Annotated in this window: 15 protein-coding genes; 8 read left to right on the plus strand and 7 right to left on the minus strand. The window is 67.9% G+C overall.

Features of this window, described 5'->3' with window-relative positions; translation table 11 throughout:
* Nucleotides 1-22 precede the first annotated feature (22 nt).
* Genes ACLZOT_RS29610 through ACLZOT_RS29620 form a run of 3 tightly spaced genes read right to left on the minus strand, consistent with a single transcriptional unit; the run spans nt 23 to nt 2,576 of the window.
* Nucleotides 23-1,252, minus strand: coding sequence for a sensor histidine kinase (locus ACLZOT_RS29610; protein ID WP_416972179.1), 1,230 nt, complete (start codon nt 1,250-1,252; stop codon nt 23-25).
* Nucleotides 1,249-1,968, minus strand: a complete 720-nt coding sequence (gene cseB, locus ACLZOT_RS29615) for a two-component system response regulator CseB (protein WP_416972180.1) — start codon at nt 1,966-1,968, stop codon at nt 1,249-1,251. The genes ACLZOT_RS29610 and cseB overlap by 4 nt, the downstream gene beginning before the upstream one ends.
* Nucleotides 1,969-1,985: 17 nt before the next feature.
* Complete coding sequence (locus ACLZOT_RS29620; protein ID WP_416972181.1) at nt 1,986-2,576, minus strand: hypothetical protein; 591 nt, start codon at nt 2,574-2,576, stop codon at nt 1,986-1,988.
* A 466-nt stretch (nt 2,577-3,042) separates the two neighbouring features.
* Between ACLZOT_RS29620 and ACLZOT_RS29625 the strand changes: the two genes are divergently transcribed.
* Nucleotides 3,043-3,876, plus strand: coding sequence for a S1 family peptidase (locus ACLZOT_RS29625; protein WP_416972182.1), 834 nt, complete (start codon nt 3,043-3,045; stop codon nt 3,874-3,876).
* A gap of 81 nt (nt 3,877-3,957) precedes the next feature.
* Here ACLZOT_RS29625 and ACLZOT_RS29630 read toward each other — a convergent pair whose 3' ends face one another.
* The 3 genes from ACLZOT_RS29630 to ACLZOT_RS29640 form a co-directional block, all read right to left on the minus strand.
* The gene (locus ACLZOT_RS29630) at nt 3,958-4,374 is read right to left on the minus strand and encodes a YdhR family protein (RefSeq protein ID WP_416972183.1); all 417 of its coding nucleotides are present in this window, start codon (nt 4,372-4,374) and stop codon (nt 3,958-3,960) included.
* 113 nt (nt 4,375-4,487) lie between these two features.
* Nucleotides 4,488-4,916: a VOC family protein gene (locus tag ACLZOT_RS29635; RefSeq protein ID WP_416972184.1), complete on the minus strand. Its 429-nt coding sequence runs from the start codon at nt 4,914-4,916 to the stop codon at nt 4,488-4,490.
* A gap of 448 nt (nt 4,917-5,364) precedes the next feature.
* Entirely contained in the window at nt 5,365-6,321 is a 957-nt protein-coding gene (locus tag ACLZOT_RS29640; RefSeq protein WP_416972185.1) for a LysR family transcriptional regulator, read from the minus strand.
* 349 nt (nt 6,322-6,670) lie between these two features.
* On the opposite strand from ACLZOT_RS29640, the gene ACLZOT_RS29645 reads away from it, so the two are divergent.
* The 4 genes from ACLZOT_RS29645 (at nt 6,671) to ACLZOT_RS29660 (ending at nt 10,286) form a co-directional block, all read left to right on the plus strand.
* The gene (locus tag ACLZOT_RS29645; protein WP_416972186.1) at nt 6,671-7,453 is read left to right on the plus strand and encodes an SDR family NAD(P)-dependent oxidoreductase; all 783 of its coding nucleotides are present in this window, start codon (nt 6,671-6,673) and stop codon (nt 7,451-7,453) included.
* 136 nt (nt 7,454-7,589) lie between these two features.
* Nucleotides 7,590-8,141, plus strand: coding sequence for an OsmC family protein (locus tag ACLZOT_RS29650; protein WP_416972187.1), 552 nt, complete (start codon nt 7,590-7,592; stop codon nt 8,139-8,141).
* Between the two features lie 230 nt (nt 8,142-8,371).
* The gene (locus tag ACLZOT_RS29655) at nt 8,372-8,725 is read left to right on the plus strand and encodes a carboxymuconolactone decarboxylase family protein (protein WP_416972188.1); all 354 of its coding nucleotides are present in this window, start codon (nt 8,372-8,374) and stop codon (nt 8,723-8,725) included.
* A 157-nt stretch (nt 8,726-8,882) separates the two neighbouring features.
* A complete protein-coding gene (locus tag ACLZOT_RS29660; protein WP_416972189.1) occupies nt 8,883-10,286 on the plus strand; it encodes a mycothione reductase in 1,404 nt (467 codons plus the stop codon).
* Between the two features lie 53 nt (nt 10,287-10,339).
* On the opposite strand, the gene ACLZOT_RS29665 is transcribed toward ACLZOT_RS29660, so the two are convergent.
* On the minus strand, nt 10,340-10,987 hold the full coding sequence (locus ACLZOT_RS29665; RefSeq protein WP_416972190.1) for a GntR family transcriptional regulator: 648 nt from the start codon (nt 10,985-10,987) through the stop codon (nt 10,340-10,342).
* A gap of 205 nt (nt 10,988-11,192) precedes the next feature.
* Here ACLZOT_RS29665 and trxB point away from each other — a divergent pair, with 205 nt between their 5' ends.
* The 3 genes from trxB to ACLZOT_RS29680 all read left to right on the plus strand — a co-directional run bounded on the left by trxB (nt 11,193) and on the right by ACLZOT_RS29680 (nt 12,982).
* The gene (gene trxB / locus ACLZOT_RS29670) at nt 11,193-12,176 is read left to right on the plus strand and encodes a thioredoxin-disulfide reductase (RefSeq protein WP_416972191.1); all 984 of its coding nucleotides are present in this window, start codon (nt 11,193-11,195) and stop codon (nt 12,174-12,176) included.
* A 40-nt stretch (nt 12,177-12,216) separates the two neighbouring features.
* Nucleotides 12,217-12,546, plus strand: a complete 330-nt coding sequence (gene trxA / locus ACLZOT_RS29675; RefSeq protein WP_416972192.1) for a thioredoxin — start codon at nt 12,217-12,219, stop codon at nt 12,544-12,546.
* Between the two features lie 61 nt (nt 12,547-12,607).
* Nucleotides 12,608-12,982, plus strand: a complete 375-nt coding sequence (locus ACLZOT_RS29680) for a thioredoxin family protein (RefSeq protein WP_416972193.1) — start codon at nt 12,608-12,610, stop codon at nt 12,980-12,982.
* The last annotated feature ends 71 nt before the right edge of the window (nt 12,983-13,053 follow it).

Consider the following 13,053-nt stretch of genomic DNA (forward strand, 5'->3'; position numbering starts at 1 on the left):
CGGGGGCGGGGTGGGCCGCGGTCTACTCGGGACCGTCAGGGGCTGCAGGCAGAATGAGGACGGCCTGGGCACCGCCGTCGGGTGCGTTCCCGAAGCGGAGCCGGCCGCCGATCACCTCGGCCTGCCCCAGGGCGATGGTCAGCCCCAGACCGTGCCCCTTACCGCGTTCCGGAGCGTGTGAACGAAAACGCTGGGGACCCTCGTTCAGAAGCTCCTCGGGGTATCCCGGCCCGTGATCGCGCACCGTCACCGAGGTGGCGGTGACGGTGACTTCCACGGGCGGCTTCCCATGCCGGTGGGCGTTGGCCAGCAGGTTGGCGAGGATACGGCTCAGCCGGCGGGGATCCGTGCGGACCAGGGTGGCCGAGTCACCGTCCTGCGCCGGGTGCAGGCTTACGGCGAAGTGGGCGCGCACCACGGCCTGTTCGACCAGCAGGCGCAAGGACCAGGCGGACATGTCAGGTTCCTCCGCGCCGGTGTCCAGCCGGGAGATCTCCAGCAGATCGTCCGTCAGGGAACACAGGGCCCGCACCCGCTCGCGCACATGGTCGGTGATCCGCCCCTCTGGAAGGTTCTCGGCCGCCGTCAGGAGCCCCATCAAGGGGGTGCGCAGTTCGTGGGCGACGTCGGCAGTGAAACGCTGTTCCGTCGTCAGACGTGCCTGCAGTGTCGCCGCCATGGTGTCCAGGGCCTGGGAGATCTCGTCGATCTCATCCCGGGGCTGTGCCGGAGCGCCGATGCGTGCGTCGAGGTCGCCGTGGGTGATCTGTCTCGCTGTGGTCGCCGCGAGGCGCAGTCGCCGGCTCAGCCGGGAGGCCGTGAAGGCTCCCGCCGGCAGCAGCACTGCGGCGGTCAGGGCCCCGGCCACGGCGATGCTCGTGTCAAGCGCTTCCAGAGCGCGCAGCGTCGGCTCCACGTTCGCGCTCACCGACAGGGTTTTGCCACCGGCCGGGCGAGCAGCCCACATCTCACGCCCTCGCGGCCCCTCGACCAGCGCGGTGCCGCGATGCCCGTCGTGCACAAGCCCGGCCAGACCTGGGGGGAGCTTCGCGTCCAGACGGGCACCGGTCCCGGTTACGTCGCCGGTGCGGGCGTACACCGATGCGGCCCGGTCGAGATCCGTACGGACAGCCGACCGGGCCTGTTTCAGCTCCCGGTCGTACGCGTCCACATGCACCCACACGCCCACGCAGGCGACCGCCGCGGCCGTCGTCGACACGACCAGCGTGCCGATACGCCACCGGAGGTTCATCGGCGCATCTTGTAGCCGAAGCCACGCACCGTCTCGATGAACTCGCTGCCTATCTTGGCGCGCAGCCGCTGCACATGAAGGTCGACCACCCGGGTGTCTTGGTCCCATTCGTGCTCCCACACCCGCCGCAGCAGGGTTCCCCGATCCAGCACCGTGCCCGCGTGAGCGGCGAACTCCAGCAGCAGGCGCAGCTCCGTCGGCGTCAGGGCGATCAGCCGACCCTCGCGGCTCACTTCCAAGCCGTCGGTGTCGATGCACAGATCACCGAACCGCAACAGCCCCTGCGTCCCAGCCTGTTCCGGGGCCGACGGCTGCACACCTCGCGCGGGAGGCGACTGAGCCGCGAACGAGACCCGCCGCAGCAGCGACCGGATCCGGGCGACGACGACTGCGCTCTCGCAGGGCTTGACGACATAGTCGTCCGCTCCCGACTCCAGACCGGAGATGACATCGAGGGCATCGCCGCGGGCCGACATCATCAGAATGGGCACGGTGCTCGTCTCCCGGACACGTCGGCACAGGCCGATCCCGTCGAGCTCGGGCAGCATCACGTCCAGCAACAGCAGGTCGGGCCGGTGCTCCCGGAACAGTTCCAAACCGGTGAGCCCGTCGCCAGCGGCGTGCACGGTGAAGCCGTAGCGCTCCAGCGACACCTGGAGCATGTCGCGGATCACCTCGTCATCCTCAACCAGCAGAAGACGGGCCTCGACGGGCATCCCGGATACGTGGTACGTCACGGTGCCTCCGACGCGGGCTGCTCGACGCGGTCGGACCCGGCGGCGTTGCTCACGGTCAGAGTGTCTCCGTTCCATTCGTAGCGGCTGACCGACGTGGTGCGTGTGCTGGTGTCTTCCGAGGTCACCAGCAGCTCCCGTCCGACCGTGGACGCCGTGGCCCCCAGAGGCTCCCAGATCACCAGCAGAGGAAGGACGGCACTTCGGCCGGTGATCCTGTAAACCTCCAGGAGTGTCTGGTCGCTGCTGGGGTCGTCCACCGCCACCACGGCTTCCGCCTTGCCGTCCCCCGTGAGATCGCGGTGGGCCACTGGTCGCAGCGTGGGGCACCCGGCGTGCGCCTGCTGGGTGCAGCCGTACACCTTCGCGCTGAAGGAGGAGGACACATTGGGGTCCGCCACCAGCAGCTGCTGGGCCTCGGCGCGGCTGACGGGCACGGAGATCCGCACCCCGATGACGGGCTGGAAGTGCTGCTCGACCGGCCGGTCCGTACCGGAGGACGACGCGGGAGGGGTGTAGCCGGGCCACAGGGGCCTGGCCTTCTCCGGCGGTGACAGCGTCGGCGCCGGTCCGTCGTCGACCGTGCCCATGCCGTTCCCACACGAAGACAGCGCCAGTGTGGCCGCCAAGCCGACAATGACGCCCGGCCAGGCGCGTCTCCGCCGCGTGCGGCGCACTCGTGGGGAAGGCTCACTGGCAGTCATGGCGACGTTCTTTTCATCAGGCATGTGCTCCACTCGCAGCGCCGGGTGAGCGTAGCAACCGCGTCTCCCGTCGAATCGCGGACAGCCACAACCGCCGTACCGGCCGTCGTCTTCGACCAGCAGCACATCGTGCAGTAGGCACGGACCTGCTGATGCGGCGCACACGAAACCGCCGCACGGCGTTTGGGCGAAGGCCAGGCTTCACAGCTGACGTGCGCGCGAAATCGATGAGTTGACACAACCGATACACCACCGAGCGGTTATCGAGTCCCGGCCGCCTCAGAAGGCCGGGGGAACGGATACGTGAACCGGCAATCATCGTCGTCACCTGCAAACGGACGAGGAGAGCCACATGTATCGATCGCTAACCCGGGTCCGCCTGGCCCAGCGCACCCACGCTGCCCGCCTGGGCGCCGCAGCCGTCCTGGCGGCCATGGTGACCACGCAACTCGCGCTGGCCCCGCAGGCGGGCGCAATCGTCGGCGGAGGCCCGACGAGCACGTCCCAGCACCCGTGGATGGTGCAGATCGACAACGGGAACCCGATCGGCTGCGGTGGCACGCTCGTGGCGCCGACCAAGGTCGTGACGGCGGCGCACTGCATCCCCGCTGACGAGCCCTCACCGAAGCTCACCGTCATCGCCGGCGAGGACCGGTACCACGGCAAGGCCGGAACCCATGTGCCGGTCAACCGCATCTGGGTTCACCCGCACTCGGGCGACGACCTGCCGGCCGGCACTCCCCGCGTCGACCTGGCCGTGCTGACCCTGAGCCGGCCCCTCGCGCAACGCACCCTGCCCCTCGCCGGCCCTGGGGACAGCAAGCTCTACCGCGCGGGCCGAAAAGGTCTGGCACTGGGATGGGGCGCGGACAGCTCCACCAGCGCACCGCCCTCCACGACGCTCCGAGGTGTGACCATTCCGGTCCGCTCCCTGGCCGAATGCCTGAAGATCTACACGATCGACGAACAGCGGACCTCGCTGAAGGCCGGATCGGCCTTCTGCGCGGGAGGCGACGGCACCGGTGCGGCCCTGGGCGACAGCGGTGGCCCGCTCGTCATCGACGGCAAACTCGCCGGCGTGGTCAGCGGTGGCGCCAGCTCCGAGTACGGCCGCTACCCGGCCCGGTTCGCCAAGGTCAGCACCTACGCGGCAGAACTGCGGCGACAGATCTCCGCCGGCCGCTGATTCCGAAACGGCCGGCACCGGTTGCCCGGGCCTGAGGGAACGGTGAACGTGCCGGCCGTGTGCCCCTGGTGTCGTGGGACGTCAACGCGTCGCGATCGGGCCCCGCGTGATCCCGGTCAAGGCATCGTCGACGTCGAAGTAGCGCTTGGTGATGTCCCCGACACCCGGGAACGACTGCAGAGCGCTCTCCATGGGGCCGTCACCGAACGAACGGGCGCTCTCTTCCGAGTCAAAGAGGTACATGCCACCGGCCACGCGTGCGTCCTCGTCGTACACCCACACCTTCCAGAGGAGGCCCGGGACCGACGCGATCTCATGGGCCACCGCGGTGAGGCGTTCGGCTTGCGCAGCGTCGTGCTTGCTGATCGCGCGGCTGTAGTTGACCTGAAGGAACTTCATGGCTTTCGACTTCTCTTCTCTGTAGTGCCGGGCAACCGGGGTTCTGTTGGCCACTTCGTGCGGCGACAGCGCCCCCGAACCTGCGGACGGCCTCGTCACGCATCACAACGTCCGCACCGCAGGCACGTATTCCACTTACATCCCACATGTATCCCAGTAACCCGAGGTGACCGCTCTGAGATCTCGGCCGTCTTTGGTCGGGAGTACTGCTGTCAGCCGGTCGTGGCGAACTCGAGCTGGATGTTGTCGGGGTCCCGGAGGACCAGGGTAGAGATGGGGGACGGATCCGTGATGTGCCGAACGCCGGTGTGTTCGATGCCGAGTTCGTCGAGCCAGGCCGCCCAGGCCTGCAGCTCCTCGCTCGAGGCGACGGTGAAGGCCAGGTGATCGAGGCCCGTGCGGACCTCGTCGAACGATTCACCGCGATTGCCGGTGTTGGTGTGCAGGGCGATCACCACTCCCGAGCGCGGTTCGGCGAGGACCACGGCATAGCCGCTCTCCTCCTTGTCGAAGTGCGGGAACTTGCCCACGTTGACCATGCCGAACAACCGCTGGTACCAGGCCACGCTGGCATCGAGGTCGGTGACCGTCAGGGCCACGTGGTTGACCCCCGCGATGCCGGGGCTGGTGGTCTCACTCATGTCCTTCTCCTTCTTGCAGGGTTGGTGGCCGCCCAAGGGCGTTGGCAGACGCCTGCACCGAGGGGGGGTCCGTGGGGTCCGCTACAGTCGCGCGCTCCCGAGCGTCCGTCACGTACCGCCGGAACATCTGCCCGAGCAGCACGCCGACACGAGAGGATTCGGCACCACGGTAGAGAGACGGCATGCGCACGTCTTGCAAGCAAGCCCGGCCTAGTGCGGCCGAAGAAAGAAGCCTCGGCCGATCAAAGATCGGCCCTTCGCCCAGAGGCTTCTCCAAATGGACGGCACACCCACCATACAGCGACGCCGGACCTTCGGAAGACGGAGCACTCGGTGAGCTGTCGCTCCGCCAGACCCGACCGGGGCCGGCCCGCCTGCTGGAGATCATGGTGAACACACGGCGTGTGGCGGGCAAAGTCCCTGCTACGGAAGGGACTTTGCCCGCGAACTAACCGGCCGCGGCAGCGGGCCGAACGGCCTGCTGCTGATCAGCATGTGCCGTCGGCAGGCGCTGCTGGGAGCAGCCGCCTGAGGCGTCGGACTCGGCGAGCGCGTCGACGAACGCGTCCAAGTCGGCACCGAGCGGAGTGTCACAGTCCCAGACGGCCTCGAAGTCGATCTCGACGGGGACCCCGGCCTGGACCAGAGGACGACAGCCGGTGTGCCGGCGTGTGATCTTGGAGATGGGCACGATCGCCGCCCCCACCCCCATTGCTGCCCACTCCTCCAATGACTGCATGCCGGAGGCTTCACCGGCATAGGTGTGCAGCGGCATGTCGTGGATGCGGAAGAGCTCCTTGGTGAAACTCGTCAGTTCGCAGTCGGGGTCTCCGAGGACGAACATGGCCCCAGCCGCGGACTCGAGTTCGACCGGCTCGTCGGTCGGTGGCTCGGCGGAGCTGATCACGGCCAGCGGCTCACTCGCCATGACACGGTGGCGGAAGGTCGGCATACCGGGAACCACAGGGGCCATGACGATGTCCAGCCGGCCTGCGCCGAGATCACTCCGCAAGGTGTCGAGGCAGGCCTCTCGAAGGACCAGGTCACGTGGATGGTCGAGGGTGAGGACGGCTTGGAAGGCTCGGTTTACGAGGTCGGCCCCGATCAGGGGGGACACCCCCAGTCGGATCGTGTCAGCGGGCGGATGGGCCAGCCGCTGGGCCTCGGCGACCAGCGCGTCGACTGCGCCCAGGATGTTCTCGATCAACGGCAGTACCCGCGCTCCGTGAGGGGTGGGTTTCACTCCGCGCGGCGAACGGTCGAAGACCTTCACATCGAGTTCTTCTTCCAGCCGGGCGATGCCGTGGGACAGGGCCGGCTGAGTCACCCCGTAGGCGCGGGCCGCAGCGCTGAACGACTTCGTCCGCGACACGGCTTGGACATAGCGAAGACCCTCGATGTTCACGTCACTCTCCTCCTGGATCGCCCCCGGCCGACCAACTATAGACATCCTTTATAGCCACATGCCTCAGCGTCCTCTACCGCCCCTCTGTGAGAGTCCCTATGGTGGGTGCCGATCAAGCAGGACCGGAGAGTCCGGTGTGTTCATTTCCCGCGTTTCGCGTTCGATGAACCGTCTTGTTCTCCTGCCATCTGCCCTTTTCGCCGGCTCTCGCCCGGCACGGTGATAAGGGGAGCCACGGAGATGGACGTGCCGACTTCTTGTGACGAGTCGCACTGATTCGCCACCGGACATGACTCACTCGAGTACATCTCCGAGACCTGCACCGAACCGACACCAGAAACGCTCTTTCATGCCCAGCAGTTCTTTCGAATTCACCGGCCGTAAGGTCATCGTGATCGGCGGCACCGGCGGTATCGGCTTGGCCTCCGCCCGCCGTGTCCTGGAGGGCGGTGGCAGTGCCGTCGTCACCGGCCGGAGTGAGGCCAGCGTCGCCAAGGCCACGGCCGACCTGTCGGAGCACGGAGAAGTCACCGGCCTGGCCGCGGATCTCTTCGATCGCGCCTCCGTGGAACGCCTCCGCGGCAACCTGACGGAACACCACGCCGACGCGACCCTCATGGTCAACGCCGCCGGTGTTTTCAGCCCAAAGCCCTTCCTCGCTCACACCGAGGAGGACTACGACCGCTACCAGGCCATCACCCGGGCATTTTTCTTCCTCACGCAGACCGTCGCCGGGAATATGATCGCGCGCGGCGCCAAGGGATCGATCGTCAATATCGGTGGCATGTTGGCGCAACAGGCGGTGGCGGCCTTCCCGTCTTCGGCGTACTCGGTGGCAAAGTCCGGCCTGCACTCCCTGACCCAGCAACTGGCCATGGAATTCGCCCCGCACGGTATCCGGGCCAATGTCGTGTCTCCCGCTGTGGTGCACACCTCCATCTACAAGGAGTTCATTCCCGAGGAGGAAATCGGGTCCGCCCTCAAGGAATACGACTCTTTCCATCCTCTTGGTCGTGTCGGAGCTGCCGACGACGTCGCTGCCACGGTCGCTTTCCTCCTGTCCGATCAGACCGATTGGGTCACAGGCGCCGTGTGGGACGTGGACGGCGGTGTGGGTACCGGCCGGAACTGATCGGCGCCACATTCCGCTCCCGGCAGATGCCGGTTTCCGTTCGTGACCGCAGCCGGTCATGACGTCATTCTTCGCCGGAACCATTTCCACCGTCAGTCGTATTTCGCAAGCACCCGAGAAGAGGATGAAACGCATCATGCCCACTGGCGACCAGATCGACCTCAAGGCTCTGCAGGACACCGTCGACGCCGTACGGGCCAACCCGGAACTGGGTCGGGCGACGTTCACCGTCGAGGGCTCGTGGCAGGGCGGTTTCCGTGCCGCCACGCACACCGGTGCCCTGACGATGGGTGGAGAGCGCGACGAGTCGCGCGTCGCCAAGTTCCAGATGAGCAGCGACGAGCCGCACGCGGCCATGGGCACCGACACCGCGCCCTCGCCCCTGGAGTTCGTCCTGCACGCCCTCGCCGGCTGCTACACCGTCACCCTCGCCATCCATGCCGCCCTCATGGGCATCGAGCTCGAGGGCTTCCGCCTGGAGCTGGAGGGCGACATCGACATGCGAGGCCCCTTCGGTATCGACCCCGAGGTCCGTCCGGGAATACAGCAGCTGCGCGTCCGCGTCCACCTCGACGCCCCGCGGGCCGACCGGAAGCAGCTCGAAGAGCTGGTCTCGGCCGTCGAGCGCTACTCGGCCATCCGTGACACCATCGCGAACCCGGTCGACGTCGTCACGACACTCGCCTGATCACGGCGCCCGGTGGTCCGCACGCCATGGCTTGCCACCCACCGGGAGAGCAGCGACATCGGCTGTTTGTCAGCCCACCTGATGGCTCGTCACGTCCACGTCCGAGCGCACGCCGTTCAAGGCGCAGCGACGTCGACGGCGGCGCCACGGAACTCTGCTGACACCCATCACGAACAGACAACTCCCGGCATCTGCCGAGTTCTCACCCCACCGACATCACAGGAACGCGCATGTCCTACCACGACCACAGCGACCCCAAGTACGTCAAGAACATCCGGGCCGGTGCTCCGGCGGCATTCAAGACCTTCATGGCCTTCAACCAGGAGGCCCTGTCCGGGGCCGACAAGGTCATCCCGCGCAAGTACACCGAACTCATGGCCGTGGCCGTGGCGTTGACCACGCAGTGCGCGTACTGCATCGAGGCGCACACCAAGGCCGCCCACGAGGCGGGCGTGACCCAGGAGGAACTGGCCGAGACCACCATGATCGCGTCCGCCCTGCGTGCCGGCGGCAGTTTCGCGCACGGGTTCATGGCCATGAAGTTCTTCGACCAGGCCGAGCAGGCGGCTACCCCGGCCGAGTAGTTCGCTTCTGCCCGCGCCCGGGAGTGCCGAGCCGCGATGCCGCACGGCGGACCGCCCCGTCCGCCGTGCGGCATCTCGCCCCTCGCCGTCGGCCCATCGCCACCTGCCGTCCGAACAGGCGCAGGCCCCTCACAACAAGCTGATAGGTCACTCCTCCATGGATCGTCATTTCGATCTCGTCGTGGTCGGCTCAGGATCCGGAAACTCGATCGTCGACGAGCGCTTCGCCGACTGGAAGGTCGCCATCGTCGAGAAGGGCATCGGCCCGCGCGACAGCTTCGGCGGCACGTGTCTCAACGTCGGCTGCATCCCGACCAAGATGTTCGTCCACACCGCCGACACCGCACGGGCACCGCAGCACGGCGCCACGCTGGGCGTCGACCTGACCCTGCGCGGCGTCGACTGGCCCGCCGTGCGCGAGCGGATCTTCGGCCGCATCGACCCACTCGCCGCCGGAGGCGAGCGCTACCGCGCCAGCGGGCGCGGCAACGTCAGCCTCTACCGCGGCACCGCCCGCTTCACCGGCGAGCGCCGGCTGACGGTGGAGACTGCCGACGGGCCGGTCACGCTCACCGCGGACCGGGTCGTGGTGGCCGTGGGCAGCCGTCCGGACATCCCCGACGTACCCGGCCTGGACAATGCGCTCGGCTACCACACCAGCGACACCGTCATGCGCATGGACCGGCTCCCGCGCCGCATGACCATCCTGGGCTCCGGCTTCGTCGCCACCGAGATGGCCCACGTATTCTCCTCACTGGGCGTGGAGACCACCCTGATAGCCCGCAGCGACGTGCTGCTGCGGCACGAGGACACGGACGTGGCCCGGCGCTTCACCGAACTTGCACAGGGCCGTTGGGATGTCCGTCTGAACCGAAAGCTGCTGCGCGCCACCCGGAAGGGCGACACACTGCGCCTCGACCTGGAGGGACCCGAGGGCGCGGAGACGGTGGAGACCGACGAACTGCTGGTGGCCACGGGCCGCCGGCCCAACTCCGACCTCGTGGACGCCGCCGCGGGAGGACTCTCGCTGCACCCGGACGGCCGCATCGTCGTGGACGAGCGACAGGCGACCTCGGTGCCCGGGGTGTGGGCCCTCGGCGACGTGTCCTCTCCCTGGCAGCTCAAGCACGTCGCCAACCACGAGGCACGCACCGTCCAGCACAACCTGCTGAATCCCGACGAGCCGCGCTCCTCCGATCACCGGTACATTCCCCACGCGGTCTTCTCCTCCCCGAAGATCGCCTCGGTGGGGCTCACCGAGCAGGAGGCGCAAGCCACCGGACGCGCCTACGTGAGCGCGGTACGGACCTACAGCGGCGTCGCGTACGGGTGGGCCATGGAGGACACGACCAGCTTCGCGAAGGTGCTGGCCGACCCCGCGACCGGCGAGTTGCTCGGTGCGCACATCATCGGCCCCGAGGCACCCACGCTCATCCAGCCGTTGGTGCAGGCCATGTCCTTCGGCCTCGACGCCCGGTCCGTGGCCCGCGGACAGTACTGGATCCACCCGGCCATGCCCGAAGTGATCGAGAACGTCCTGCTCGACCTGCCACTCGGCTGACCGCCCTGGACCGCAGGTCACCGGCGGGCGGCTCGCTCTGGGTCGTCCGCCGCTCAGACGTACATGTGGCGCAGGTCGGAGCCAAGTGTGTCGGCGACGTGCGAGTGAAGGATGCCGCAGAAACCCTGGACGTCATCGGCACCGAGCCGGGCGACCAGCTTCTCGTGCTCGGCGATGATGTCAGCGCATCGGTCCAGGAGCCTGTCGCCGAGGCTGAACAGCAGGAAACGCTGACGGTCGGCGAGGCGATCGTTGAGTTCCAGCGTCACGAGGTTGTCGCCTGCCTCGACGAAGGAACGGTGGAAGGCGATCGTGAGCTCGATGAAGCAGTGGACGTCGCGCTCGCTCAGCGCCTGTTTCTGCAGCTCGATGTCCTTTCCCAGTCGCTCGGCGAGGGCTGCCCTGCCCTCGCTGGTGGCCCGCTGGACGCCTGTGCTCTCCAGGATGATCCGGGCGTCGGCGAGATCCCTGACGGTCTTCTCGCTCAGTCCTCGCACGAGAGCCCCACGCTTGGGGTACACGGTGATCCAGCCTTCGTCCTGGAGTCGGAGCAGGGCGGCCCGAACCGGCGTACGGCTGAGGCCGAGGCCGGCGGCGACGCCGGCCTCGCCGAGCATGGTGCCCGGTTGATGTGTTCCGTTGAGGATGCCTTCGCGGATGGCTGCGTAGGCACGCTCGGAAGCGCTCTCGCTCGTCGACATGGGTTCCATCTTCCACGGGCGGTGCGCCGGGCGGTTAACGCGGGACCCTCGGCGGGGGTGCCGGCCTGCTGCGGAGCCGATGAGGGCCACTCCCCAACCTGGGATACATGTTGGATCCAAACGGAATACTTCCAGGAGGGTGGGTGTTGGAGCAGGTCAGAAGGGCTTGCTCCAAGCGGCTCTGCCGAGACAGAAGGGATTCACCGTGCGGCAGATCATCGTCATCGGCTCCGGGCCGGCCGGCTACACCGCCGCCCTCTACGCCGCCCGCGCCGATCTGCGGCCGCTGCTGATCGCCTCCTCCGTGGAGGCGGGCGGCGAGCTGATGAACACGACCGAGGTCGAGAACTTCCCCGGCTTCCCCGAGGGCGTCATGGGCCCGGACCTCATGGACAAGATGCAGAAGCAGGCCGAGAAGTTCGGCACCGAGGTCCTCTTCGAGGACGTCACGGCCGTCGACCTGACCGGCGACGTCAAGATTGTCACGCTCGCCTCCGGTGAGCAGCACCAGGCCCACGCCGTGATCTTCGCGACCGGCTCCGCCTACCGCAAGCTGGGCCTGAAGGACGAGGACCGGCTCTCCGGCCGGGGTGTGTCCTGGTGCGCGACCTGCGACGGCTTCTTCTTCCGTGGCCGCACCATCGCCGTGGTCGGCGGCGGCGACTCGGCAATGGAGGAGGCAACCTTCCTCAGCCGCTTCGCCGAGAAGGTGTACGTCATCCACCGCCGCGACAGCCTGCGCGCCTCGAAGATCATGCAGGATCGGGCGTTCGCCGACGACAAGATCGAGTTCGTGTGGAACGCCGAGGTCGTCGCCGTCAACGGCGAGGAACGCGTCACCGGTGTCACCCTGGCCGACACGGCCACCGGTGAGCGCCGAGAGCTCGAACTGCAGGGCCTGTTCGTCGCGATCGGCAACGACCCGCGCGTCCACCTCGTCCACGGACAGCTCGACCTGACCGAGGACGGCACGATCGCGGTGCAGGGCCGCAGCTCCCGCACGAACCTGCCCGGAGTCTTCGCCGCGGGCGACGTGATCGACCCCGCCTACCGCCAGGCGGTCACCGCCGCCGCGTCGGGCACGGTCGCCGCACTCGATGCCGAGCACTACCTGGCCGCCCTCCACGAGGGCCTGCCGCACCACGCCGTGCCAGCCCCGGACGGCGATCCCGTACTCGCCACCGCCTGACCACAGCACACCACCTCCCCCGGAAAGAGAGTCACGCATCATGTCGGCAGCCCGTCCCGTCACGGACGCCACCTTCGTGGACGACGTCCTGCTCAGCGACAAGCCCGTCCTCGTGGACTTCTGGGCGGACTGGTGCCCGCCGTGCCGCGCCGTCGCCCCGATCCTCGACCAACTCGCGGCCGAACACGCGGACAAGATCAGGATCGTCAAGCTGAACGTCGACGAGAACCCCGAGACCGCCGCCCAGTACGGGATCACCTCCATCCCCACGATGAAGGTCTTCCAGGGAGGCAGGCCGGTCACGACCGTCGTCGGCGCCCTGCCCAAGCCCGCCCTCGAGGCACGGCTGGCGGAGTACCTCGCGCCGTGAGCCGAGGGCTGGAAACGCCTCGCCCGCGAACACAACCCATCGACCCGAAAGGCAACACCCCGTGAGCACCGTTGAACTCACTAAGGACAATTTCGACGAGGTCGTGTCGAACAACGACTTCGTCCTGATCGACTTCTGGGCGGACTGGTGCCCGCCCTGCCGTCAGTTCGGCCCGGTCTTCGAGGCTGCCTCCGAGCGCCACCCCGACCTCGTCTTCGGCAAGGTCGACACCATGGCGCAGCCGGAGCTCGCGCAGGCCTTCGACGTCCAGTCGATCCCCACCGTCGCGATCATCCGGGACAAGGTCGCCATCTTCTCCCAGCCCGGCGCCCTGCCCGAGTCCGCGTTGGAGGATCTGATCGAGCAGTCGCGGAAGATCGACATGGACGAGGTCCGCAGGCAGATCGCCGACGAGCAGAACAAGCAGAAGCAGTAGCCCCAGGCCTGACGGCCGCATATGGGGGGCCGGGCCCAGGACCTCCCGGCCCAGCCCTCGCCGTGATCCCC

It is taken from the genome of Streptomyces sp. 4F14 (genome assembly GCF_048159485.1).
GTDB lineage: Bacteria > Actinomycetota > Actinomycetes > Streptomycetales > Streptomycetaceae > Streptomyces.